Annotated in this window: 23 protein-coding genes; 6 read left to right on the plus strand and 17 right to left on the minus strand. The window is 32.9% G+C overall.

Annotated elements, in window-relative coordinates:
* Positions 1-114 precede the first annotated feature (114 nt).
* From KO504_RS07860 to KO504_RS07875, 4 genes are all read right to left on the minus strand, one after another.
* Complete coding sequence (locus KO504_RS07860) at positions 115-2,070, minus strand: AAA family ATPase (protein WP_215925778.1); 1,956 nt, start codon at positions 2,068-2,070, stop codon at positions 115-117.
* 143 nt (positions 2,071-2,213) lie between these two features.
* Positions 2,214-2,576 carry a four helix bundle protein gene (locus KO504_RS07865; RefSeq protein ID WP_215925779.1) on the minus strand — a complete coding sequence of 121 codons (363 nt, stop codon included), beginning with the start codon at positions 2,574-2,576 and terminating at the stop codon, positions 2,214-2,216.
* Positions 2,577-2,626: 50 nt separating this feature from the next.
* Positions 2,627-3,670, minus strand: a complete 1,044-nt coding sequence (locus KO504_RS07870; RefSeq protein WP_215925780.1) for a hypothetical protein — start codon at positions 3,668-3,670, stop codon at positions 2,627-2,629.
* Positions 3,671-3,819: 149 nt separating this feature from the next.
* Positions 3,820-5,163 (minus strand): microtubule-binding protein, encoded by a 1,344-nt coding sequence (locus tag KO504_RS07875; protein ID WP_215925781.1) that lies wholly within the window; start codon positions 5,161-5,163, stop codon positions 3,820-3,822.
* A gap of 407 nt (positions 5,164-5,570) precedes the next feature.
* Between KO504_RS07875 and KO504_RS07880 the strand changes: the two genes are divergently transcribed.
* Positions 5,571-5,795 (plus strand): hypothetical protein, encoded by a 225-nt coding sequence (locus tag KO504_RS07880; protein WP_215925782.1) that lies wholly within the window; start codon positions 5,571-5,573, stop codon positions 5,793-5,795.
* Positions 5,796-6,009: 214 nt separating this feature from the next.
* On the opposite strand, the gene ettA is transcribed toward KO504_RS07880, so the two are convergent.
* From ettA to KO504_RS07915, 7 genes are all read right to left on the minus strand, one after another.
* A complete protein-coding gene (ettA, locus tag KO504_RS07885; RefSeq protein WP_215925783.1) occupies positions 6,010-7,701 on the minus strand; it encodes an energy-dependent translational throttle protein EttA in 1,692 nt (563 codons plus the stop codon).
* Positions 7,702-7,752: 51 nt separating this feature from the next.
* Positions 7,753-7,935 carry a CAL67264 family membrane protein gene (locus KO504_RS07890; protein ID WP_110475140.1) on the minus strand — a complete coding sequence of 61 codons (183 nt, stop codon included), beginning with the start codon at positions 7,933-7,935 and terminating at the stop codon, positions 7,753-7,755.
* Between the two features lie 102 nt (positions 7,936-8,037).
* Positions 8,038-8,763, minus strand: a complete 726-nt coding sequence (locus tag KO504_RS07895; protein ID WP_215925784.1) for a pirin family protein — start codon at positions 8,761-8,763, stop codon at positions 8,038-8,040.
* A 25-nt stretch (positions 8,764-8,788) separates the two neighbouring features.
* Positions 8,789-9,226: a MarR family winged helix-turn-helix transcriptional regulator gene (locus KO504_RS07900; RefSeq protein WP_215925785.1), complete on the minus strand. Its 438-nt coding sequence runs from the start codon at positions 9,224-9,226 to the stop codon at positions 8,789-8,791.
* Positions 9,227-9,249: 23 nt separating this feature from the next.
* Positions 9,250-9,531: a GNAT family N-acetyltransferase gene (locus KO504_RS07905; RefSeq protein ID WP_215925786.1), complete on the minus strand. Its 282-nt coding sequence runs from the start codon at positions 9,529-9,531 to the stop codon at positions 9,250-9,252.
* A gap of 2 nt (positions 9,532-9,533) precedes the next feature.
* On the minus strand, positions 9,534-10,064 hold the full coding sequence (locus KO504_RS07910) for an NADPH-dependent FMN reductase (protein ID WP_215925787.1): 531 nt from the start codon (positions 10,062-10,064) through the stop codon (positions 9,534-9,536).
* Between the two features lie 17 nt (positions 10,065-10,081).
* Entirely contained in the window at positions 10,082-10,435 is a 354-nt protein-coding gene (locus KO504_RS07915; RefSeq protein ID WP_215925788.1) for a DoxX family protein, read from the minus strand.
* Positions 10,436-10,579: 144 nt separating this feature from the next.
* Here KO504_RS07915 and KO504_RS07920 point away from each other — a divergent pair, with 144 nt between their 5' ends.
* Positions 10,580-12,208: an acyl-CoA carboxylase subunit beta gene (locus KO504_RS07920; RefSeq protein WP_215925789.1), complete on the plus strand. Its 1,629-nt coding sequence runs from the start codon at positions 10,580-10,582 to the stop codon at positions 12,206-12,208.
* A gap of 72 nt (positions 12,209-12,280) precedes the next feature.
* On the opposite strand, the gene KO504_RS07925 is transcribed toward KO504_RS07920, so the two are convergent.
* From KO504_RS07925 to KO504_RS07950, 6 genes are all read right to left on the minus strand, one after another.
* Complete coding sequence (locus KO504_RS07925) at positions 12,281-12,463, minus strand: hypothetical protein (RefSeq protein ID WP_215925790.1); 183 nt, start codon at positions 12,461-12,463, stop codon at positions 12,281-12,283.
* A gap of 99 nt (positions 12,464-12,562) precedes the next feature.
* Positions 12,563-12,925, minus strand: coding sequence for a methylglyoxal synthase (locus KO504_RS07930; protein ID WP_215925791.1), 363 nt, complete (start codon positions 12,923-12,925; stop codon positions 12,563-12,565).
* A gap of 1 nt (position 12,926) precedes the next feature.
* Positions 12,927-13,790, minus strand: coding sequence for an N-acetylglucosamine kinase (locus KO504_RS07935; protein ID WP_215925792.1), 864 nt, complete (start codon positions 13,788-13,790; stop codon positions 12,927-12,929).
* A gap of 76 nt (positions 13,791-13,866) precedes the next feature.
* The gene (gap, locus tag KO504_RS07940; protein ID WP_215925793.1) at positions 13,867-14,868 is read right to left on the minus strand and encodes a type I glyceraldehyde-3-phosphate dehydrogenase; all 1,002 of its coding nucleotides are present in this window, start codon (positions 14,866-14,868) and stop codon (positions 13,867-13,869) included.
* 32 nt (positions 14,869-14,900) lie between these two features.
* Positions 14,901-15,887 carry a 6-phosphofructokinase gene (gene pfkA, locus KO504_RS07945; protein ID WP_215925794.1) on the minus strand — a complete coding sequence of 329 codons (987 nt, stop codon included), beginning with the start codon at positions 15,885-15,887 and terminating at the stop codon, positions 14,901-14,903.
* Positions 15,888-16,022: 135 nt separating this feature from the next.
* Positions 16,023-20,411: a translocation/assembly module TamB domain-containing protein gene (locus KO504_RS07950; protein ID WP_252723645.1), complete on the minus strand. Its 4,389-nt coding sequence runs from the start codon at positions 20,409-20,411 to the stop codon at positions 16,023-16,025.
* 187 nt (positions 20,412-20,598) lie between these two features.
* Here KO504_RS07950 and tsaD point away from each other — a divergent pair, with 187 nt between their 5' ends.
* The 4 genes from tsaD to KO504_RS07970 all read left to right on the plus strand — a co-directional run bounded on the left by tsaD (position 20,599) and on the right by KO504_RS07970 (position 23,875).
* Positions 20,599-21,621 (plus strand): tRNA (adenosine(37)-N6)-threonylcarbamoyltransferase complex transferase subunit TsaD, encoded by a 1,023-nt coding sequence (tsaD, locus tag KO504_RS07955; RefSeq protein WP_215925795.1) that lies wholly within the window; start codon positions 20,599-20,601, stop codon positions 21,619-21,621.
* 273 nt (positions 21,622-21,894) lie between these two features.
* Complete coding sequence (locus tag KO504_RS07960; protein ID WP_215925796.1) at positions 21,895-22,527, plus strand: peptidylprolyl isomerase; 633 nt, start codon at positions 21,895-21,897, stop codon at positions 22,525-22,527.
* A complete protein-coding gene (locus KO504_RS07965; RefSeq protein WP_215925797.1) occupies positions 22,527-23,234 on the plus strand; it encodes a 16S rRNA (uracil(1498)-N(3))-methyltransferase in 708 nt (235 codons plus the stop codon). The genes KO504_RS07960 and KO504_RS07965 overlap by 1 nt, the downstream gene beginning before the upstream one ends.
* Positions 23,234-23,875, plus strand: coding sequence for a DUF4159 domain-containing protein (locus KO504_RS07970; protein ID WP_215925798.1), 642 nt, complete (start codon positions 23,234-23,236; stop codon positions 23,873-23,875). The genes KO504_RS07965 and KO504_RS07970 overlap by 1 nt, the downstream gene beginning before the upstream one ends.
* The last annotated feature ends 12 nt before the right edge of the window (positions 23,876-23,887 follow it).

Below are 23,887 nucleotides of genomic sequence, written 5' to 3' on the forward strand. Positions count from 1 at the left end.
AATCTGTTTATTGGTTAGGTTTTCCCTTTATGAGATTCCTCGTCGCTCGTGCCTCATTCTATCGGAACGACAAAGACTACACACTTTTTACTTTACACTTTTTCACTAATAAGTTTACTTCCCAAACTGCGCTCTAGCCTCTGTTTCAATATTCAGCTGGTTCACTCTCGCATCTACTTTTCGTTTAAAGTCTGTATCTGCAATGGTTGCCACATTATCTAAATAACGAATGACTTCTTGTCTCCTTATATCTGAAAAGTTTAAACCTTTCATATTCGATTTCATTAACTCTTGAAGCATATTAAACTTGGTATCATAATCCTTTTTAAAATAGGTTTCTGGATTCTCAAACCAATCGTGTTCTAAATCGAAATCGGTTAACCGTAATGAAATTGCAGATTGAATATTACGTACATCTCTTGAAGAGAAGAACGGAAATATCTTCTGAATTTCTTTATACAAAGCCGCATAAAACATATGGTCATCCGTTTCGTGAAGCTTTTCTACTTTATCAAAGGTTTCGTGAACACGTGCTTCTGAAGGATGCTCTATGGCATTCAGAATTTCTCCCATGCTGTTTGCCAAACCTTGATCTGACAAGTATTTATAGGTTTCAGGATCGTCCATATTTACGAAATCTGGCATGGTATTTTGCAATTTCTTCCACCAGATATAATCTTGATCTACAAAATCGTGCTCAGTACGTGCACCATCTATTTTAAATCGACCTTGCACACGAGAAATTACGGCTTTATCTAACATTTCTGGCAAGTTGGTAAACAAGCCAATAGAACTGTTACCATAATTAACGGCATAAGCACCTTCTGTGTATCTTAAAAACACACCAATGACTTCTTTTACTCCAGCTGAAACGCCTTGAGCTGTTCGTTCTTGCAAATTATTTTCGGCATCATCAATTGGTGCAAAAATTAATTTGGTTGGGTCTTGCAATGGCTTCATCCATTCTACCATTTTCTCGGCAGAACCACCCTGAAACGTACTAATTAATGTATCTGGCATTGGGTGAAATAAAAATGGAATATCAAGATTATCAGAGTGCTCTTTTAGCCTAGTTGCAATGGCAGCAATCAACATACTTTTTCCTGTTCCCGGAATTCCATAACCCATAAAAACAGGCATAAAACCGCCTAATTCTTGAAATGGATTTTTCTGAGCTTCAAAATCGTAACTCAGCATACGTTCGGTTAAACGACGTGCAAAATGTTTAGCATCTCTATTTCCAACAATTTGTTCAAACTGAATTTTATTAAACTCAACACTCTTTGCTGTACCAGAAAAAGCATTTTCCCAACCAGAAACGGCAAAGTCACTATTTTCTAGCTTGTACGTTCTATCAACAATAGTTTCAGTATATTCTAAACTACTTTTACGCAATTGAATTTCACCAATTAAAGCTTCAAAATACACCATTGTAAAATCAATAACATCTTTATCTGATTTAATGATTTCTGGGTGACCTAAATACTTATCGTAATAAAACAGCTGACACGAAATTCCTTTTAAAGGTGTAAGAAACGACACTTCAGGAATGCCTGCAAACTTCTGCTTCATTACCGATAAATCGTCTGAAGCATGTGGTTTTAAATCGTGTAGAATTTTATACGCTGTAGAAAACAACATAAAAGCAGTTGCTGTATGCATTTTACTTTCGTATTCGCGTCTTCCTGAATTATCTAATGCCGATTTATTTTCACTTAAGGACGATAAGCCTGACGCATCATAAAAACTATCTTTTATCCAAATACCTAAAGTTATTGCTTCTTGTACAGCAAATAAAGTATGATTTAACTTTACAGGAAGTGCTACTGATTCTGGCAATAAACGTTTCTTTAAAGCCAAAATAGTTTTAGAAACAGAAATGACATTGACGTTACTTCCATTATTTGCCCTAGATAAATACAACAAAATAGATTCATCTTTAGCATCATTGTCTTTGTTTTTGGCGCGTTGACTTTGCTCCCATTGTATGGATTTTAAATACGACGTGGCTTCATCGCGAAGCATATCTAATTCATTTTGTTTTATAGGGAAAGTTGAGTTGTGTTCCATTTTTTAGTCTTCAGTTTAAAGTATGCAGTCTTCAGTATTTACTGTTGCGGCTTACTCTTGCTTTTTATTTAATCTTCAGTTGGTAGTCTTCAGTCCTAAGTACTTACTCATACGACTTAGACTTGACAAATATTATTAAAATTTTATAATCCGAATTTATCAGGATATTTCATCATGTAATTGATAAGCTTTCCTATTTCTTCACTTTTAAATTGTAATTCATTTTTCTTTTCTTCTGAAATATAATCACATGCTAAAGCAAAATCTAGCCATAATTGAGTTTCAGAGTTTTCACTGTCAGCGTCAGACAATTTGCTTTTAAAATGTTTCTCGTACTGACGTTTTCTATAGCCTTCAGCTATATTAGAACAAACAGATCTACTCGAACGTACCATCTGTGATGTTAATCCAAACATTTCAGATTTAGGAAACGCTTTAGTTAAATGAAATATTTCCATTGCTAAATCGAATCCTTTTTGATAAGCCAATAATGTTTTAAACGACATATTAATATTTACTGATTCTAACTGCTAACTGAGGACTGCACACTGCAGACTCATTCCATTTTTAATTCAGAAATCTGAACTGGTGACATTGCCAACTTATTCATAATTTCAGGTGTTTTATTATATAGTAACTGTATGATTCGATGTGGCGCAAAAACGTAGCGTTGCCTAAACATAGCGTCCCAACGTTGATACGTTTGTTTACTAAAAAAACCACCTTCTTTAAATTCGCTTCCCGATTTTAATTCGTCTACTTTTAGTGAAATCGCATAAGATTCTAAAGGAATTTCTTTATTTGCAATGCCTTGTAAAATGGCATGTGTCACTTTATTTTCATCCTTAGCAAACACATTATGAATTGGTCCTAAATCTACACGTTTTATCAGTTTTGGTAATACTTTTGGCAAACGCTTATCTATACCGTAAGCCATAGTATCTAAAGCCATTTCTCGGTCTGCAATAGACTTTAAAGCACTGTATATTTCACTGCGTTCTTTTAGAGGATCTTTGCCATCGTAATCAAAATACATGTAGCAAATGAATGGTCTGTTGTGAGACACATCATAGAAGCTCCAGCTTACTAAATATTCAGCCGCTGAACCTTCTGGTGCTGCTATTATTTTACCTTGAACAAAACGATTAAAAATATATTCTTTTTTGGCCGAGGTATAATACACTATTGAAGCTGCCTGAAAGAGCTTACGTTTAGCAATAGGTTCTTTCTTTCGCATCAAAGTGTCTAGAAATTCTTCTTTTAGCGTTTCTACATCTGTAAGCTTACCTAAGTAATCTTCTCGTAATGCTAAATCATTAAACAAATAGCGGAATTCTAAATAATTAGGAAAGCTAGAGTCCGTTAAATCTACTTTCATGTTTTCCTCTTCGTCATACATATATTTTACACGCATGGCTTCAATGGAATACAGCAACAAATCACTGTATTGCTTAAACAAGAGTACTTCTTGTTGATTTAGAATTTGTTTTTGTTGTACAGCTACAATAAGCTCCTTTAATGCAAAATCTATCATTCTGTGATAGAACACATATTGTTCTTTGGAATCTAATATGGCGGAATCTAATGGTGTTACTATCATTTTTGTAGGCCGTTGGCAGTATTCAGTTTGTAGTATACCAAGAATACCTGAAAAGTATTATTTAAAAATATATTGAATATATAGTATTAGTCACAGTATTCAGTCTTCATTTGACTGTTAACTGAATACTGCTGACTTACAACTTATTATTATCCTAAAAGGTCATCTTCGTTTGCTTCTGGTTTTGGTTCGCCAGCTGGCTCTCCTCCGTCACCTGAAGGTGCGTTTGCATCTGCTGCGTAGTAATCTTCAAAAATTTCTTTCATATCAATGCCGTAACGCTCAGCAAAATTCTTTTGAATAGACTTATCCTTTTCTCTAATTTCACTTAAAGCTTCAGCATAACTTCCGTAAACGCCCTGCATAACTTTTTCGTGCACTGGAATATTATCCATCATTTCTTGACGTGCTCTAGCACTTGCCGTATGCATTGCGGCTAAAGTTTCACCAATATGCTCGTCTGTCTTAACACCTAAATGCTCTAAAATTGCTGCGAATTCCTGATCTGTACGTGCTTTTAAAGCTACCACATAACCATCGTAATATTTAAGACGCTCGTCTGTATCTGACTTTAATTTTGCACGATGCGTTTGTAAGTTACTACGTAAAGATGTTAATACTTTAATGGTTAAGTTATGTTTATGAACAAAACTATCTTTAGAAGCTGCTAATGTGGTATAAGCATTTTTAAGGCCTTCTAATTCTTCAACTTTTTGCTCTAAGGTGGTTACTTTACTTAAAGCATCTGAATAATCTGTAGATTGTTTATCGGCCACTTCTTCTAAAGCTTGACGTGCTTGTTTTAGTAGCGCATATTGCTCTTCAAGCTTATCCTCTACTTCTTTTTTCTTTTGAAGTGCTTTGGTATGATTGTTAGACGCTTCAACAATAGCTGTTTTAAGACTTTCTTCGACTTCTTTTATTTCGATTTCTCTATCTTTTAAACGCTTAATTGCAGCCTGACTCTTAAATGATAATTCATTTAATAAGGTTTGAACATCTGCCGTTTCAATACGTTGTTGAAACATTGCTTTTGCTTTATTGTCTGATGCATCACGTTCTTTTTGAGCATTTTGAAGTTCTTGCTCAGCATCTTTAATCTTACTTTTACGTCCCCAAAGATTGTTCCACCACGTGTCTGGTTTATTATTTGCATCTTCAAGTTCTACTTTTGCGCGCTCTAAACGCTTAACGGCATCATCAATGATTTTTTGCTCAGCTGCGTTTAATGCTGAAAAGCCTTCAAACATAATACCAACTTCGTCCTGATAATCTGTTAAGTCTTTAATGGCATCTAATAAAGTAGTTCTATCTTTTTCGGCCATATCTACCACATTATCTAAGGTGGCATTTAATATTTTCTGACGACTTTCAGGATCATCTTCTTGTGCCAATTTAGACTTCATTTGGTCTATGGCTTTTCCCCAATTGACATCAACTTTCGCTGCTTTTTCGTTGGAACTTGTTTCTAATAAATCAAAATCATCAGACATATTGTGTGTGGTATTTGGTTGAACTATTTTCTGTAAAGCAATTTCGGTATTTTTTTAAGACTATAAAAACTTTACTTACTAAAATATATGTAGTCATACTTTTAACATTGTTACAACTTTCTTACTATTTTTTTAATATCTATGACACTACACCTACCAAATCTTATTAATACCATATTTGTCATTTTATGGCATTATAACGAATTGTAGAACTGTTAAAATTTGATTTATTAACAAATAACTTAATGTTGATTTTCGCTTAGAAACACTGTGTTTCGTCGGACATTATAAACGCTTAATCGATAAATTTGTTGATTAAAAATTGTAAATATTTTAATATTAAGTATTTAACATTAAGTTTTTTTCTATCTTAGCATTCTAGAACCCAATTCTAAAACCATACTTATATGTTTAGTAACCTGCTTTCCAAAGCCTTAATTGTGACGACTACGCAACTTACTATGATTTTAATAGCTGTAGCGTCCATTTTTCTCGTTTTTATTCTTATAGCTATTTTGAAGATGTATAAGTTAAAAGCTGAAAACAAAAAATTAATGCAAACCAATGCTTATAAAGATTACGAAGAATCCAATCAAGATATTCCTAGTGGACATCTTTATGGAGACAACTAAAGCAGTTATTTAAAAACTAAATTTATCCGTTTTTATGGGCTGTTTTAACAAAGGCTACTTATAACATCGTTACTACTTATAAGTTAGATTTGGTCATTTCTCTTAAATCCCACAAATTAAAATCAATACTAAAACATTTAGAAAACAATCTCATTTATATATCATAAAAAAAGCCAGCAATTTTGCTGGCTTTTTTAGTTTATAACATTTAGTATTATCGTACTAATTTCTTATACTTAATTCGTTTTGGCATTAAATCTCCACCCAAACGTTTCTTCTTATTTTCCTCGTATTCACTAAATCCTCCTTCAAAGAAATAGACTTGAGAATCTCCTTCAAAAGCTAAAATATGCGTACAAATTCTATCTAAGAACCATCTATCGTGACTAATAACAACAGCACAGCCTGCGAAGTTTTCCAAACCTTCTTCCAGAGCTCTTAATGTATTAACATCTAAGTCGTTAGTAGGCTCATCTAAAAGTAACACATTACCTTCTTCTTTAAGTGTCATAGCCAAGTGTAAACGGTTACGTTCACCACCAGAAAGTAGTTTTACCTTTTTATTTTGTTCACCACCAGAGAAGTTAAAACGGCTTAAATAGGCTCTAGAATTTACTTCCTTTCCTCCCATCATTACCAACTCTTGCTCATCACTAAAGTTTTGCCAAATTGTTTTTTCAGGATCTATATTAGAATGCTTTTGATCGACGTAAGCAATCTTTGCTGTTTCACCAACTTTAAATTCTCCTTTATCAGGATTCTCTTCTCCCATTATCATTCTAAAAATAGTAGTTTTACCAGCACCATTAGGACCAATAACACCAACTATTCCTGCTTGAGGAAGATTAAAATTTAAGTTGTCGTATAACAATTTATCATCATAAGCTTTAGCAACTCCAATAGCTTCAATTACATTAGTTCCTAAACGTGGACCGTTAGGAATATAGATTTCTAATTTTTCGTCAAGTTGTTTTTGATCTTGACTCATTAATTTATCATAGTTCTTCAAACGTGCTTTTTGCTTTGTTTGACGCCCTTTTGCTCCTTGACGTACCCAATCTAGCTCACGTTCTAAAGTCTTTTGACGTTTAGACGCTGTTTTACTTTCTTGAGCCATTCGTTTTGATTTTTGATCTAACCAAGACGAATAATTTCCTTTCCAAGGAATTCCTTCTCCTCTATCGAGTTCTAAAATCCAACCTGCTACATTATCTAAGAAATATCTATCGTGTGTTACAGCGATAACAGTACCTTTATATTGTGCTAAATGATGCTCTAGCCAATGTACAGACTCTGCATCTAAGTGGTTGGTAGGCTCATCTAATAACAATACATCAGGCTCTTGTAATAACAAGCGACATAAGGCTACACGACGACGTTCACCACCAGATAGCACTCCAATTTTCTTATCACCATCAGGAGTTCTTAGCGCATCCATTGCAATTTCTAGCTTGGTATCTAACTCCCAAGCATTAGCTGCATCAATCTGATCTTGCAGTTCTGCTTGGCGATTCATTAGCTTTTCCATCTTATCGGCATCGCTATATACTTCCTCTAATCCAAACTGGTCATTGATACTGTTGTATTCATCGAGAATGGCTACAGTTTCAGCAGCACCTTCTCTTACAATTTCCATAACCGTTTTATCGTCATCCAGTTGCGGCTCTTGCTCTAAGTAGCCAACCGTATAACCTGGTTGAAAAACCACATCTCCTTGGTAGTTTTTATCTACACCTGCTATGATTTTTAAAAGCGTGGATTTACCAGAACCATTTAGACCTAGAATCCCAATCTTAGCACCATAAAAGAAACTTAAGTATATATTTTTTAAAACAGGAGTATTTTCTCCTGGAAAGGTCTTTGTGAGACCAGACATTGCAAAAATTACTTTTTTATCGTCACTCATAATTGTTCGTTTATTTATTGTAAAGTTAAACTATTGAACATCACAAATTAATTACACACGTCCTTTTAAAGCATTAAAAACCCATGCTATACAGAAAAAACCACCACCAACAGCAGCAAATCCCCAACCTGCAACATCATCGTATCGGAATGCGCCAAGCGCAATTAATCCAAATCCTACAAAAAGCATAATCCATGTAGCCCAAGCTAATACTGTATTTTTATTCATTGCCATAATCAATCTTAATTTTAATCGTTAGTTAGTTTACAAATATCGTATTTTAAATAAAAAAAGCATCACTATTTGTGATGCTTCTAATGTAAATTATGTCAAAAACTAAAAATTAATCATAGGAACTTCAATAAACAATAGCTCATTATCGGTTTTGGCGGTTATATTAAAACTATCCGTTTCTGAAATCCCTATAGCATCTCTAGACGCTAAAATATCTCCTTCAATTTTGGCTTTACCAGAAATCAACATCACATAAACACCATGAGCCTTTCCTTTTAGTTGATATGTGAATGCTTCGCCTTCTGACAAATCAATTCTTGAAAGCTTAGCATCTTGATGAATTTTAAGACTTTCTGTATCACTATCATCAAAAGCTGTTACTAATGTTTGAAGCTGTCCTTTTCGACCTTCAGCTTTAAATGTTTTTTGATCATAACGTGGCGCAACATTTCGTTTTTGTGGAATTATCCAAATTTGAAATAAACTTAAATGCTCATCAAGCGATCCATTAATTTCAGAATGTTGAACGCCTGTTCCTGCTGACATCACTTGTACTTCGCCTGGAATTACAGCTTGCCAATCATCATTCATATTATCGCGATGTTTTAAAACACCTTTTAATGGTATGGTTATAATCTCCATATTATCATGAGGATGTGTTCCAAACCCCATTTTTGGTGCTATAATATCATCATTTAAGACTCTTAATGCACCAAAATGCACGCGTTCAGGATTATTCCAACTTGCAAAACTAAAGGAATGTTTAGCTTGTAACCATCCATGATCTGCAAAACCTCTAGTGTTTGCTTTATGTAGTACTTTTTTCATGATAATGTCCTTTTATTGATTTTAACTAGCGCATTTTATCGAGCAGATCACTTAATTGTTCCGCTTCAGCCTCACTTAAATTTTGAATTAACTCTTTATTCATATCATCAGGAATTGTGTTTAACAAATCCAAACCTTGCTCTGTGATTTCAATTTTAACCACACGCCTATCGTGTTCTGATGGCAAACGTTTAATTAATTGCTTAGCACAGAGTTTATCCATTAATCGTGTAGCATTAGGTGAACGTTCTAACATTCTATTTTTAATAGTCTGTACTTTCAAAGGTTCGTTAGCTCCTCTTAAAATTCTTAAAATATTATACTGTTGCTGTGAAATTCCAAAGGCTTTAAAAGATTCGCTTTGAATACTCGTAATCCAATTAGCAGTATAAATAATGTTTAGAAGCGCCTTAACTCTATTGTTTTCAAATTTTGAATTAATATCTTTAGATAAGTCTCCCATATTTAATAGTCTTAGAATTCTTTTTAAGCTTTAATGTCATCATATTGCGTAGTCTTACCAAAAACTTTGGCGACATAAGGGCAACTTGCTGTAGCTTGTAATTTGTTTTCTCTTGCGAAATCTGCAACCGCTTCTATTAATTTATGACCAAGATTTTGCCCTCTGTAATTCGGGTCAATCTCTGTGTGATTGATATCGATAAGACCTTCATTAACGTATGCATACGCAATTTCACCAATTTCTTTTTCATTATCTAAAAGATAGAATCTATTGTTCTTATTTGATGTGTCGTGTTTTAATTCCATGATTATAGACTGTTTTTAAAATGTTCCACTTTATTCAACAATTCTGTATTTAAATCGTCATTAGTAATCTTACCATCAGAAAAATTATCATAAAATGACGGTAGAGAAAACTGCCCTACAATATTAGCATCATGTCTTGGAAAACGATCAGCAGCCAATTCTAAAACCGAAGCTCCACCTCTAGCTCCTGGCGATGTTGCCATAAGTAATAACGGTTTGCTTAAAAACGTTTTTTGCTCTACTCTAGAAGCCCAATCAAATATGTTTTTGAACGCTGACGTATATGCACCATTATGTTCTGCTAAAGCGATTATAAAACCATCAGCTCCTTTTAAATGATCTACAAAAGCTACAGCTTGCTCAGGAAAACCTTGAGCCTGTTCTTTGTCTGAACTATAAATAGGCATTTCAAAATCGTTTAAATCTAATACTGTTGTACTAACTCCATCTACTAATTGGGATGCGTAAGTGGCTAATTGTTTATTAATTGAAGTACTGCTATTACTTCCTGCAAATGCGATAATATGCTTCATTGATTTCTTATTTAGGTTTAATTTATTTTTTTATAAAAGATATATGATACCATTAGTAAAACAAATGCTAATACTGCTGCCATTTGCTCACCATCGCCAATCATATAATGAGCAAAAAAGGCCAATATAAATGCAAAAAAGAAGCCTGAATACGCCCATTCCTTCAAAGTTTTTAAACCTGGTGCCCAAAGCACTATCAACCCTAGTAATTTAACAACAGCATAGGGATATATAATATAAGATGGATATCCAAAATTTGTGAATGCCATTACCATATCGTCATGTTTAAAAAAGTACATGCTAATGGAAAATAACATTAACAAAGTTAATAAGCCTGTAGCTACATAATAAATAATTTTATTTTTTTTCATTTTTTCTATGTTTTAATGATACAAATCTACAACAAAACAAATTAGTTTCCAAGGAAAATAATTCCATGTAATATTATTTAGCAAAACATTCGCTTTCCAAACATCGTTTCGTTTTGTAAATTCGTGCAAAACAAATCTGTATTAATGGATATCAAATTCAACCAAAACGAAGACCACAATAAACTTTTAGTTTCTGATCTAAAAAAACGCTTTGCAAAAGTAAAGCTAGGTGGTGGCGAAAAAAGTATAGAAAAACATCACGCAAAAGGCAAAATGACAGCTCGAGAGCGTATAAACTATCTGTTAGACCCAAAATCTAAATCTATAGAGATTGGTGCTTTTGCAGGTGAAGGCATGTATGAGCAATATGGTGGTTGTCCTTCTGGAGGTGTCGTTGTAAAAATGGGCTATATTAAAGGTAAACAATGTATTGTTGTTGCTAATGATGCCACAGTAAAAGCTGGAGCCTGGTTTCCTATTACAGGAAAAAAGAATTTACGTGCTCAGGAAATTGCCATAGAAAACCGTTTGCCAATTATATATTTGGTGGATAGCGCTGGAGTTTTTCTACCAATGCAGGATGAGATTTTCCCAGATAAAGAACACTTTGGGCGTATTTTTAGAAATAATGCTGTAATGAGCAGTATGGGAATTACGCAAATTGCCGCTGTTATGGGAAGTTGTGTTGCTGGTGGTGCTTATTTACCAATTATGAGTGATGAAGCTTTAATTGTAGATAAAACCGGAAGTATTTTCTTAGCGGGAAGCTATTTAGTAAAAGCTGCCATAGGTGAATCTATAGATAATGAAACCTTAGGAGGAGCAACAACACACTGTGAAATTTCTGGAGTTACAGACTACAAAGCTAAGGATGATAAAGATGCTTTAGATAAAATTAGAAACATCGTTGATAAAATCGGTGATTTTGATAAAGCAGGTTATAATAGAACTGATTCTAAAAAACCAAAAGAGAATCCGGATGATATCTATGGAATTCTTCCAAAAAGTCGTGCTGACCAATACGATATGAAAGAAATCATAAAGCGTTTGGTAGATAACTCTGAGTTTGACGAATACAAACAGGATTATGGCAAAACTATTATCACAGCTTATGCTAGAATTGAAGGTTGGGCTGTTGGAATTGTTGCCAATCAAAGAAAATTAGTAAAAAACAAAAAAGGTGAAATGCAATTTGGCGGTGTTATTTATAACGACTCTGCTGATAAGGCAACGCGCTTTATAGCCAATTGTAATCAGAAGAAAATTCCTTTGGTCTTTTTACAAGATGTCACAGGATTCATGGTTGGTAGTAAATCTGAACATTCTGGTATTATAAAGGATGGTGCTAAAATGGTAAATGCAGTTAGTAATTCTGTAGTTCCAAAATTCACTATTGTTTTAGGAAATAGCTATGGTGCCGGAAACTATGCGATGTGTGGAAAAGCTTATGACCCAAGGTTAATTGCAGCTTGGCCAAGTGCCGAACTTGCTGTGATGAGTGGTAATTCTGCGGCTAAAGTTTTATTACAGATTGAAACGGCTTCGCTAAAGAAAAAAGGCGAAAAAATAACAAAAGAAAAGGAAGAAGAATTATTTAATAAGATTAAAGATAGATACGATGATCAAGTATCTCCTTATTATGCTGCTTCTCGTATTTGGACCGATGGTGTAATCGATCCTTTAGATACCAGAACGTGGATTTCTATGGGCATAGAAGCCGCAAATCATGCTCCTATTGAAAAACCATTTAATATGGGTGTGTTACAAGTTTAAAGTAATTTGTAAATATAACCACATAAAAAAAGAGCGCAAATTGCGCTCTTTTTTTTATATAATAATATGCTATTAAAGGGTTAACCCTTCACGTTTAGCTTTCTTTTCTTCTCTAATTTCTTTTAGACGTTCCATTGATGCTCCAAAAATCCAATAAGGAATAACGAAAGTTAAAAGGAAAATCATTAACCAAAATCCTATAGTTAATATGGTTAAAAATGCTAAAAATCCTAAATATTGATCAAAGTCGAACATAATTCTTGTATCGTTTACGTTTTGTTAGTACAAAGATATAACCAAAATATAAGTTTTACAACAGGTAATCTTAGTTTTATTAACAGGTTATTAAAAAATTTATAGAGACTTCATTAATAAATCTGCTGTAGCCGGATTTGTAGCCAAGGGCACATTGTGTACATCACACAGTCTCATTAACATAAGAATATCTGGTTCATGCGGATGGCGATCTAATGGATCTCTAAAAAACAAGACCATATTACACTGTCCTTCTGCTACTCGCGCTGCTATTTGAGCATCTCCTCCTAAAGGACCAGATAATAACGCATTAACATTAAAACCTGCTTTAGAGACTTTTTCTCCAGTTGTTCCTGTAGAAACTAGGTTGATATTTTTGTGATGTAAAATTTCGCTATGCTCATTTAAAAATTGAACCATTTCTGCTTTTTTTCCATCGTGAGCTATTATAGCTATTTCCATATTAAAGATTTTTAACGTGATACTCGACTAAACCTTCTATTGGTCGTCTTACAAAATTACCGACTTTAAATCCGTATTCTTTGGCTACTTGCTTAATTTCATCTTGTCCAAAATAGGCAATAGAACCTGCAAAATGAACTGGAGTTCCTGCTTTTAATTCTTCTTTATATTGAAGAATCATATTTTCTGCAAACAGACGAATTCCTTTAGTTATGATATTACTAATATATTCAGAATCCTTATTAATAAACATAAACTCTGCATGGTCTGCTAAATAAGCACTAGGATTGGTTTGCTTATAAAGGTTATACTTAATATAATCAGCATCCAGATTATGTTTGTGAGCAAAAGCCACGCTAATAGTATCTGGCATCTTTTTAAAATAGTAATCCCTAATTAATTGCTTACCAAAATAGTTTCCGCTAGCATCATCCATTAGTATAAATCCAAGACTTGACACACGCTGATGTAGGTCTCTACCATCGTAATAACTACAATTTGATCCCGTTCCTAATATACAAACTACAGCAGCTTCATCATTTGAATTAATGCACGCTCTCACTGCAGCATAAGTATCTTCTCTTACTTCTACTATAGCACTTGTAAAGAACGATTCTAGTATCATTTTCAATAAAAGTCTAGGCTTTTCTGTGCCACATCCTGCTCCATAAAAGTAAACATGTGTAACCTCATTAGCTATTGCCATTAGCTCTTTACTTTTTCGGATCGTTTTATTGAGTTTCTTTTCAGCAACAATTGCCGGATTTAAGCCTTTAGTTCTTATTTTATCAACTGCTTGCTTACCGTTTTTATCTATCGCAATCCAGTCGCATTTTGTTGAACCTCCATCTGTAATTAGAATCATGATACTATTTTTATATAAAAATTCCGTAGCCTATGCAAACACATAATCCTACGGAATTTAAGAATTATATTATAAATTAAAGGTTATTAACCTTCTGTGCTAAATCTACAAGTTTATTAGAATAACCAAACTCATTATCGTACCAAGATACTAATTTAAAGAATTTAGAATTTAATTCTATTGCAGAATCTGCATCAAACACACTTGTTCTTTCTTCACTAACGAAATCTTGAGATACTACAGCATCTTCTGTATAGCCCATAACTCCATTCATAGAGCCTTCTGCTGCTTTCTTAACTGCTGCTTTAATTTCTGCTAATGAAGTCTCTTTTTTAGTTCTTACTGTTAAATCTACTACAGATACATCTACAGTTGGTACTCTAAATGCCATACCAGTTAGTTTTCCATCTAATTCTGGAATTACTTTTCCTACTGCTTTTGCAGCACCTGTAGAAGTTGGTATAATATTGTTAATAGCTGAACGACCTAAACGGTAATTTTTACGAGAAGGTGCATCTACTGTAAATTGCGTAGACGTTGCCGCGTGAATTGTTGTCATTAACGCTTCTTCAATTCCAAAATTATCTTCAATCACCTTAGCTAAAGGAGCTAAACAGTTTGTTGTACAAGAGGCGTTAGACACAATTGTATTATTCGCTGTTAATTTATCATCATTTACACCCATTACAAACATAGGAGCATCTTTACTTGGCGCAGAAATCACTACTTTTTTAGCACCACCATCTATATGATATTGAGCCGTTTCTAGAGTTGTAAAAATACCTGTACATTCTGCAACCACTGTTGCTCCTGCTTCATCCCACTTTAAATTCTTTGGATCTCTTTCTGCTGTTACACGAATTGTTTTTCCGTCTACAACTAAGTTACCATCTTTTACTTCAACTGTTCCATCAAATCTTCCATGAACTGAATCGTACTTTAATAAATACGCTAAATGTTCTACATCTAATAAATCGTTTATTGCTACAACATCAACATCATTACGTTTTACTGTTGCTCTAAATACAATTCTTCCTATTCTACCGAATCCATTGATTCCTAATTTTAAATTTGCCATTACTCTATCTTTGTTTTTATTTTTGTTCTTAATTATATTGACATTATATCTGAAACTCTTAAAAGCTCCATGTTTATTTTAGATTTCCCTTTTACAGCTTGATCAAATGGTGTTAAATCCATAACATCATTTTTAATACCAACCATATAATTACTTTTACCTGTAATTAAACTTTCTACAGCTTTTACTCCCATTCTACTTGCTAAAACACGATCAAAACAAGAAGGTGCTCCGCCACGTTGCATATGTCCTAAAACAGAAACTCGTACTTCGTATTCTGTCATGTTTTCATCAACATAATCTTTCAGTTCAAAAACACTTTTACCTATTTTATCTCCTTCTGCAACAACAACGATACTAGAAGATTTACCAGAAGCTTTACTTCGTCTTAAAGATTCTACTAAACGATCTAATCCTAAATCTTCTTCAGGTATTAAAATTTCTTCTGCACCTGCTCCAACTCCAACGTTAAGAGCAATATGTCCAACATCACGTCCCATAACTTCTATAAAGAATAATCGGTTATGTGAACTTGCTGTATCTCTAATTTTATCTATAACTTCTACAACGGTATTTAAAGCTGTATCATAGCCAAGTGTATGCGTTGTACCATAAATGTCGTTATCTATAGTTCCAGGAATTCCCATTACAGGAAAATTAAATTCTTGATTAAAAACCATAGCACCTGTAAAACTACCATCACCACCAATAACCACAAAGGCATCAATACCTGCTTTTCTTAATTGATTGTAGGCTGTTTGTCTACCTTCTTTAGTTCTAAACCCTTTTGAACGCGCAGACTTTAATATTGTACCTCCTTTATTGATTATTCCTTTTACACTTCGTGCGTCCATCTCAATAAAATCGCCATCGATCATTCCTTCATAACCTCTATAAATTCCGTAGCATTTTATATCATGAAAAGCACATGTTCTAACTACAGATCTAATTGCTGCATTCATTCCTGGTGAGTCTCCACCAGATGTTAAAACACCTATTTTTTTAATTGTATGTAGCATTGTCTTAATTATTTATAGTAAAATTAAGAAACTATACATATAATAATGTGACTATTATCATAAAAAAAATAGCATTAAAGTAATTCAAACGTTTTCGTTAATAAGTATTTTAATATAAATGAAGAATTGAAGGTTTTAAGACTGAGTTTTCGTCTTTTTTTTCTTCATTGTCATGTAATTTGGCATCATTTTTTCCTCGTCACGCTCTTTTTTTTGTGACTTATTTTTAGCCTTTTCATCTTTTTTGTTTTTACCCGAAAAGATAATTTGAAGGAGTTCTTTAAAGGTATCAAACTCGACATTATAAGAGAGACCAACACCTTGTGTATACCCTATTTCTTCTCCAAAATTTCTAATACTATTTTCTCTATTAAAAACTTTGGCTTTAAGTGTTCCGTCTTCATTTAATAAAAGATCTATTTGAACATCTCCACTAATAACTGTTTGACTAGCGCTTCCGAATGGCACACCAACTTTACCATTAACTAAAATCTTATCACTTATTTTAGTTTGAAGTGTAACTCCTACTTTATTATTGGTTTGTAATTCTGGTGTGTCTTGTCCTAGTTCTAAATCGATACCAACATCTAAATTCCCATTATTTGTACCAAAAAGATTATTGACAATCCCTGTTAATCGTTCTGAAATGGTACCTGTAAAATTAGCACCTCCTAAACCACTAGAAAACCCTCCTGTTGCTAAGAAAATTAAAGCCTGATTGTCACGTTCATCTTTAGAGGACAGCCTGTAATCTAACTCTGACTTTACTGTAGAACTTACATTAGGAAATCTAAAATCGAATTGAGGGTCTGGTTGTTCTAATTGACCTGTTAAATGAATTTCGACTTCTACATCTATACTCTGATTAATAGGATTGTCTAATAATACAGAAGGATTAGCACTACCTTCATACACTGCTTTTAAGTTTAACTCCGCGTTCATTGGATCTCCTTCCCAAACAATACTTCCTCCTTGTTCTACTTTAAACTTTTTTTCTACAACACCTCCATATTTAAAGTTGTATGTTCCGTCATAAACCACAAAATCTCCCCACATATTAAAGGCGCCATTGGTATTAATTAAAAAGTTTAAACCTCCTACACCTCTACCTTTAATTGTACTACCTGCCTCTTTATCTATAACTATTTCAATAACGGCATTTTCATTTACATTTAAATCAAAATCTAAGACTAAACCTTTAACTTCAATTAAATCTGAAACCTCTCCTTTTATTCTGGCGGCTTTTTCTTCTGGACTTAAAAAATGAATAAAAGAGTTGTCTCCAAAACTTTCAGAATCATTTAATGGAATATAAAACTCTGTTCCAGCTTCTGTTCGTCCGTTTATAACTTTAATAACCAGCTGATCTGTTGGTCCTTTTATTTCTGCTTTTCCTGAAATAAAACCTGTACCATAATACAGCTCATCTTCTGTTTCCTCAGTGTTTAACACTAAAAGACGATCTGTATTTAATTCTAAACCTAATTTCCAATCCGAAAAATTATCATGTGCTATAAACCCATTGAGACTCCCCTTTGAAAAGTATTTAGAATCCGTCATTGAAACGTCATTAAAAACAAATTGCTGCCCTCTTAATGATACCTTAGAGTCAAAATCAAAACCATAATCTACATTAAGATATGGAATAGACAAACCTGCCCTATCTAACAGTAACTCACCATAAATTGCTGGTTTTTTTAAGCTTCCAGTTACATTAGCATAACCAGATACTAAGCCTCTAATATTACTAATAACCCCTTCACCCAAAGGGTTTAATGGATCTAATAAAAATTCTTCAAACACTACATCTAAATCTATAATAGGATTATTTTCTGCAACATCAATAACACCTTTAGCGTCTAACGATTTTAAATTGTCATTAATTAGTGTTACATCTACATTATAGTTTGTAATAGAGTTATTCCCTTCAATTTTAGCTTTTAAGTTTCCTAAATCATAATCATTAACAAAAAGACCACTTACTTCTACATTAGATTTAGGCAAGTACACTCCATTGTTTTGAACCACATCAAGTTTACCATTTACAATACCTTTTAAAGCTAAACTGTCTATACGTGGCGTAATTTTAACAAGCTGTACATCTTTAAAATCTACATTAAAATCTTTGTTAACTGAATCCTTTACTTTACCAGAAAGCAAAATTTCTTCATTATCATGTGTAATTTTAATTGGTGAGATATCGAACGTTTTAAAATCTCTATCAAATCGAATTTTATTTAAGGTATCTTTTTTAGAATTTAAAAGCCAATCGTAACCTTTAAATAACACATCTGATTTTCTAAAACCAACTACAGATTTATTAGTTTCGTCAATAGTGTAAAATAAATTTAGGTTAAAATCGTCTGCATTGTTTTCTCCACCTTTAAACTCAGACTTGATGAGTAAAGTATCACGTTTTGTAACATTAATTAAGCTAAATTGAGAAGCGTTGTATATACCTGCACCAATACTATCTATTTCTATATACGTGTTATATATTGGGTTGCTATTATCTATGTTTATATTGATATTGTTAGCAAAATAGTCTTTAAATTTAATTTCTGGCGAATTAAACGTTAATTCAAATCCTTTTTCATCCGTTTCTATTCTACCTTCAATAAACGTGTTACTTCCTATAGTTAAATCCTTAAAAAATACCGCTGCTATTTTAGAATATATATTGAATCTAAAATTGAGGTATTGCCCTTCTTCTACAATATTTGGAACATAATTCGTGTAAATACTTCCTACTGAATTTTCTACTAATCCAATAATATCTTTAGTTTTAAACTGGCCTGAGACTTTTCCATCTATAATATCTGGGGAGTTTATAGTAATGGTACGTTCGGTATCTCTAAAAGAAGAGACAATATCAAAATCTTGAAAACCATAACTCTTATCTTGATTTTTATACGTTGTATTCTTTATATTAATAGCACCTGTAGCATTGTCTAGTGTTGTACCTCTAGCACTCATGGTTACTAAACCTCTAAATTCTGAAATACTATCTCGTGTAACAAAATTTAATTTATTAAGATTGGCATAACCAACATTAGCCTTAAAATCGAATTTTTTAAGATCTTCAGAAAAATCTACCAAACCATTAAAGTCGAGTTGTAAATTAAGATCTTCAGCTTTTACAATACCATTAAATATTTTATTTCCAAGATCTCCTGAAAGTGAAATATCTCTGTACGTATAACCGTTATAATCTAAAACATAAACATCTCCTTTTACATCTGTTTTTAAATTTTCAATAGTAAACCCTTTACCATCAACATCGAGATTTAAAGAAGCTGTTTTTACTGAAGGTTCATTAATAAGCTCTCCGAGATTAAATTCATCTAAAACAATATTCCCTATATAATTTGCATTGTCAATATTATCGATATCTGTAAGTTGTAAATTAGATTTTATAAACCCTAAATCCGTATCTATTTCTAAATCTGCTTCAACACGCTTAGTTGTAATAAAAGATGTGCCTTTGATATTAAAATTCCCAACCTTAGAAATAACGCTAGGAATAGAATTTCCCAATAGCCTTGGTAATAAAGCCGTTAAATCTCTATAATTTGAAGCTAAATTTTGAAAATTCCCTTGTAACGCAAAACTATCGTCGGCCTTACTAAATAAATTCTTAAACGTAATATCACCAATAATTCTTGTATTTCTAGAGGTACTTACATTAAGGTTTTTAGCAATCAAATTATTTAAAGTCCCCGATAAATCTGCATTAAAATTTGCATGTTGGCTCACCCCAAATTCATCAAAAAAGACGTTGAGCTCTGTTAATGAAATATCAGAATCCTTAAAACTTGCGGCTACATTAACTTTGTCTGTAAAATGTTTAAAATCTTCTCGATTATAATCAAATCTTAACTCTCCTTTTAGCTCAGACTGTTCGGTTTTAATATTAAGGTCTCCAAAAGACATATGATCTAATGTGTACTCAAAGTTTGCCATTAAATTCTTAACAGCAATACCTCTACTATCTCTAAAACTAAATGTATTAATTCGAGATCTTACCTCAGGCCCATTTATTAAAAAATTAGTCGTATTAGCATTAAGCTCAGTAAATTCGAAGATTTCTGGTGTTTCTAGGTTTTCGTCGATTAGTCTAAAAATTCCGTTTTCTATAGACACATCGCTAGAAGAGAATAAAAACTCACTTGGACCAACTCTTGGGTTGTCATCATCAAATTTTGCTACAAAAACATCTAAATTTGAGTCCTGTTCACCTTGATATGTTTTTAAGTTAAAAATGACATTTTGCAAATCTATATCGCCAAAATTCAACTTACTATTCAAAAGATTCTTAAAACTAATGATAGAACTATTTAACTCACCAACACTTATAAGTGTATCTTTTTTATAATCTCTAATTAAAATTTCTTTCAGTTCAACATCACCATTCAGTTGCAAACCTACTCTACCAACGTTAATATCCGTTTTAAAATCCTTATTAAGTGTATCTGTAACATACCGTCCTAACTTGGTTTGTACAGCAGGAATAGATAGTACCAAAAATAAAATGAAAAAAAGTAGCAGTATTATTGCTACTATTTTTCCTAATATTTTAAGTATCCGTTTGATAAAATTAATGCGTTTTAAAGTTTTAAATCTTCACTACCTTTGCAGCAACACTATGCTGTTAATTATGGCAATGAGCTATAACTAACAAAATTAACAATTATTGTGCCTAATATCTACTATGGAAAAAGAAAATATTTATATCCTCGGAATTGAGTCGTCTTGTGACGACACATCTGCTGCCATACTATGCAACGACCAAATTTTAAGTAACGTTGTTGCTGATCAAAAAATACACGCAGAGTACGGAGGCGTAGTCCCAGAATTGGCATCTCGAGCGCATCAACAAAATATTGTTCCAGTAGTACACCAAGCCCTAGAAAAAGCAGGAATAAAAAAAGAGCAATTAAACGCTATAGCTTTTACTCGTGGTCCAGGTTTAATGGGATCGTTATTGGTTGGCACATCTTTTGCCAAATCTCTGGCTTTTGGTTTAGATATTCCGCTAATAGACGTAAACCACATGCAAGCGCATATTTTAGCACATTTTATAGACGAAAAAGATCATAAAAAACCTCCTTTCCCTTTTTTAGCTATGACTATTTCTGGAGGCCACACACAGATAGTAAAAGTGAATACTCATTTTGATATGGAAGTTTTAGGAGAAACTATAGACGATGCCGTAGGAGAAGCTTATGATAAAAGCGGAAAAGTATTAGGCTTAGGCTATCCTGCTGGACCAGAAATTGATAGACGTGCACAACTTGGCAATCCAAAGGCTTATCAGTTTACAAAACCAAAAGTCGATGGGTTAAATTTTAGTTTTTCAGGATTAAAAACTAATATTTTATATTTTATTCAACGCGAAGTAAAAGCAAACCCTAATTTTATTGAAGAAAATCTAAATGACATTTGCGCATCTATTCAATATACCATCATAGGTATTTTAATGGCCAAATTAAAACTAGCGGTAAAGCAAACAGGCATTAAACACATTGCCATTGGCGGAGGTGTTTCTGCTAATTCTGGTATTAGAAAAGCTTTAAAAGATGCCGAACAAAAATTTGGCTGGACGAGTTATATTCCAAAATTTGAATATACTACAGATAATGCCGCAATGATTGCTATTGTTGGTTATTTAAAATATTTAGAAAAGGATTTTTCAGATTTTAATGTTATGGCTACTGCCCGATTAAAAATATAAACGAAGAGTAATTCCAAATTTCTATTATTTAATAGCGATGTTAACTTTAAATGATATGTGCCTATCTTAACCTTTTTTATTGGTTATACCTCAATTTCTTTTTTCTTTTAAAGGGTTTTAAATTTATTTAAAAATTTAATTTAATTACCAAAAAGTAATCACTTCTTTAAAATTGTTAAAACATCTGTTAACATCCTTACAACTATTCTCCTCTATTGTATCTTAAAATTTAGTTGTTTTGCAGTATCCAAATCACTTTAAACAAAATTTAACATGAAACATTTATTTACGCTATTGCTTTTAATTCCTTTCTTAGGTTTTTCTCAAATAGCATTAGAGCAACAATTAGATTCTATTTCTACTTCAGATGAAGCCACCACGTTTTTAAAAAAAAACAAGCCCAAACAAGGTAAACTTTTTACTTTCAATAAAGAAAAGCATAAAACCAGATTAGCTAATGACTTATTTAACCTTTCTAAAGGTGGCAAAAAAGTAATTAGAACAGATTTTAAAAAAACCTACTACAAAGTCATTGATAAAGCTGAAATAGATTATTTAAAATTTAGCATTATTGTAATAGACGCCTCAAAAATGTCTGCTGAAGAAGCCATAAAAAAGCGTAACAAGGTAATAGCTCAGTATAAAGAAGGTTACCGTTTTAAAGACTTAGCAAAACACCACTCTACTGATCATACTGCAAAAAAAGGAGGAGATACAGGTTGGATTAAAGCCGGAGAAATGCCAGCTGCTTTTGACCAAGTTGCTTTTGGTAAAAACCATGCTATTGACGAAATATTTTCAATAGACGATATTGAAAATCAAAAATATTATCTCGCTATTAAAACAGAAGACAGAACAGCTATTGAAGAGATTACAGTTTTAAAATTTTCTGAAGACATAGATTAATGCAATTATTCTACAATTCAAATATTTCGGAAACCGATACTAGTTTTAGTTTCGACAAAGACGAAAGCCGACACATTGCTAAAGTTTTACGTAAAACAACTGGCGACAAACTACACATTACCAATGGTAAAGGCTGGGTTTTTGTCGCTGAAATTATATTAGCTGAACAAAAAAAATGTGTCGCTTCTATACAGTCTAAAAGCTTACAACCTAAACGTAATTACAATTTACATTTAGCTGTTGCACCAACTAAAATGAACGATAGGTACGAATGGTTTTTAGAAAAAGCTACTGAAATTGGCGTTGAAACCATAACTCCTATTATCTGCGAACACAGTGAAAGAAAAGTGGTAAAGATTGAACGTTTTGAAAAAATCATTCAGTCTGCAATGAAACAATCCCTGCAATATTATTTACCAAAACTTAATAAGCCCATTGCTTTTAAAGATTTTATAGATCAAAATTTTAAGGCTCAAATTTTTATTGCGCACTGCGAAGAAACAGATAAAAAATCTTTAAAATCACAATTAAAAACAGCAACGGATTGTACAATCCTCATAGGTCCTGAAGGCGACTTTAGCGTTAAAGAAATCGAAATGGCCTTGCAACGTAACTTTATTCCTGTAACTTTGGGTGAGACACGTTTGCGAACAGAAACAGCTGCAATTGCAGCTTGCCATTCTGTTGCATTTTTAAACGAATATTAATGAAACTATTTATTTCCTTCTTCTTTTCTCTTTTTTCAGTGTTCTTATTTGCACAAGACCTCGCTATTTTAAAATACAAAGGAGGAGGTGATTGGTATAGCAATCCAACAGCATTACCTAATTTAGTAAAATACTGCAACGATAACATAGATACCAACATTAACGAAAGTATTCAAACCGTTGAAGTTGGTAGTACAGATATTTTTCAATTTCCTTTACTACACATGACAGGTCATGGAAATGTATTCTTTAGTGATGATGATGCCGAAAACTTAAGGAATTATCTAATTTCTGGTGGGTTTCTTCATATTGATGATAATTACGGCATGGAGCCTTATATTACTAAAGAACTCAAAAAGGTATTTCCTAATAGTGATTTAGTTGAACTTCCTAAGGATCATAACATATTTAGTTCAGCTTTTGAATTTTCTAACGGTTTACCTAAAATCCATGAGCACGACGGAAAAGCACCACAAGCTTTTGGGATTTTTCACGAAAGTAGATTAGTACTATTATTTACTTTTGAAAGTGATTTGGGTGATGGTTGGGAAGACCAAGAAGTACACAACGACCCAGAAGATGTACGAGAAAAAGCACTTAAAATGGGCGCCAACATTGTAAAGTACGCTTTTGAAAATTAATTTTGACTTTCC

This window comes from Winogradskyella psychrotolerans, assembly GCF_018860565.1.
Classification (GTDB): domain Bacteria; phylum Bacteroidota; class Bacteroidia; order Flavobacteriales; family Flavobacteriaceae; genus Winogradskyella; species Winogradskyella damuponensis.

Excerpts from the sequence above, each read along its gene's own strand:
- KO504_RS07860 (WP_215925778.1), bottom strand. The coding sequence starts at position 2,070 with ATGGAACACAACTCAACTTTCCCTATAAAACAAAATGAATTAGATATG.
- KO504_RS07925 (WP_215925790.1), bottom strand. The coding sequence starts at position 12,463 with ATGTTCGACTTTGATCAATATTTAGGATTTTTAGCATTTTTAACCATA.
- KO504_RS07960 (WP_215925796.1), top strand. The coding sequence starts at position 21,895 with ATGAAACATTTATTTACGCTATTGCTTTTAATTCCTTTCTTAGGTTTT.
- KO504_RS07900 (WP_215925785.1), bottom strand. The coding sequence starts at position 9,226 with ATGGGAGACTTATCTAAAGATATTAATTCAAAATTTGAAAACAATAGA.
- KO504_RS07870 (WP_215925780.1), bottom strand. The coding sequence starts at position 3,670 with ATGATAGTAACACCATTAGATTCCGCCATATTAGATTCCAAAGAACAA.
- gap (WP_215925793.1), bottom strand. The coding sequence starts at position 14,868 with ATGGCAAATTTAAAATTAGGAATCAATGGATTCGGTAGAATAGGAAGA.
- KO504_RS07930 (WP_215925791.1), bottom strand. The coding sequence starts at position 12,925 with ATGGAAATAGCTATAATAGCTCACGATGGAAAAAAAGCAGAAATGGTT.
- KO504_RS07970 (WP_215925798.1), top strand. The coding sequence starts at position 23,234 with ATGAAACTATTTATTTCCTTCTTCTTTTCTCTTTTTTCAGTGTTCTTA.
- KO504_RS07920 (WP_215925789.1), top strand. The coding sequence starts at position 10,580 with ATGGATATCAAATTCAACCAAAACGAAGACCACAATAAACTTTTAGTT.
- KO504_RS07895 (WP_215925784.1), bottom strand. The coding sequence starts at position 8,763 with ATGAAAAAAGTACTACATAAAGCAAACACTAGAGGTTTTGCAGATCAT.
- KO504_RS07890 (WP_110475140.1), bottom strand. The coding sequence starts at position 7,935 with ATGGCAATGAATAAAAATACAGTATTAGCTTGGGCTACATGGATTATG.
- KO504_RS07915 (WP_215925788.1), bottom strand. The coding sequence starts at position 10,435 with ATGAAAAAAAATAAAATTATTTATTATGTAGCTACAGGCTTATTAACT.
- KO504_RS07905 (WP_215925786.1), bottom strand. The coding sequence starts at position 9,531 with ATGGAATTAAAACACGACACATCAAATAAGAACAATAGATTCTATCTT.
- KO504_RS07875 (WP_215925781.1), bottom strand. The coding sequence starts at position 5,163 with ATGTCTGATGATTTTGATTTATTAGAAACAAGTTCCAACGAAAAAGCA.
- KO504_RS07865 (WP_215925779.1), bottom strand. The coding sequence starts at position 2,576 with ATGTCGTTTAAAACATTATTGGCTTATCAAAAAGGATTCGATTTAGCA.
- KO504_RS07880 (WP_215925782.1), top strand. The coding sequence starts at position 5,571 with ATGTTTAGTAACCTGCTTTCCAAAGCCTTAATTGTGACGACTACGCAA.
- KO504_RS07965 (WP_215925797.1), top strand. The coding sequence starts at position 22,527 with ATGCAATTATTCTACAATTCAAATATTTCGGAAACCGATACTAGTTTT.
- ettA (WP_215925783.1), bottom strand. The coding sequence starts at position 7,701 with ATGAGTGACGATAAAAAAGTAATTTTTGCAATGTCTGGTCTCACAAAG.
- KO504_RS07910 (WP_215925787.1), bottom strand. The coding sequence starts at position 10,064 with ATGAAGCATATTATCGCATTTGCAGGAAGTAATAGCAGTACTTCAATT.
- tsaD (WP_215925795.1), top strand. The coding sequence starts at position 20,599 with ATGGAAAAAGAAAATATTTATATCCTCGGAATTGAGTCGTCTTGTGAC.
- KO504_RS07935 (WP_215925792.1), bottom strand. The coding sequence starts at position 13,790 with ATGATTCTAATTACAGATGGAGGTTCAACAAAATGCGACTGGATTGCG.
- pfkA (WP_215925794.1), bottom strand. The coding sequence starts at position 15,887 with ATGCTACATACAATTAAAAAAATAGGTGTTTTAACATCTGGTGGAGAC.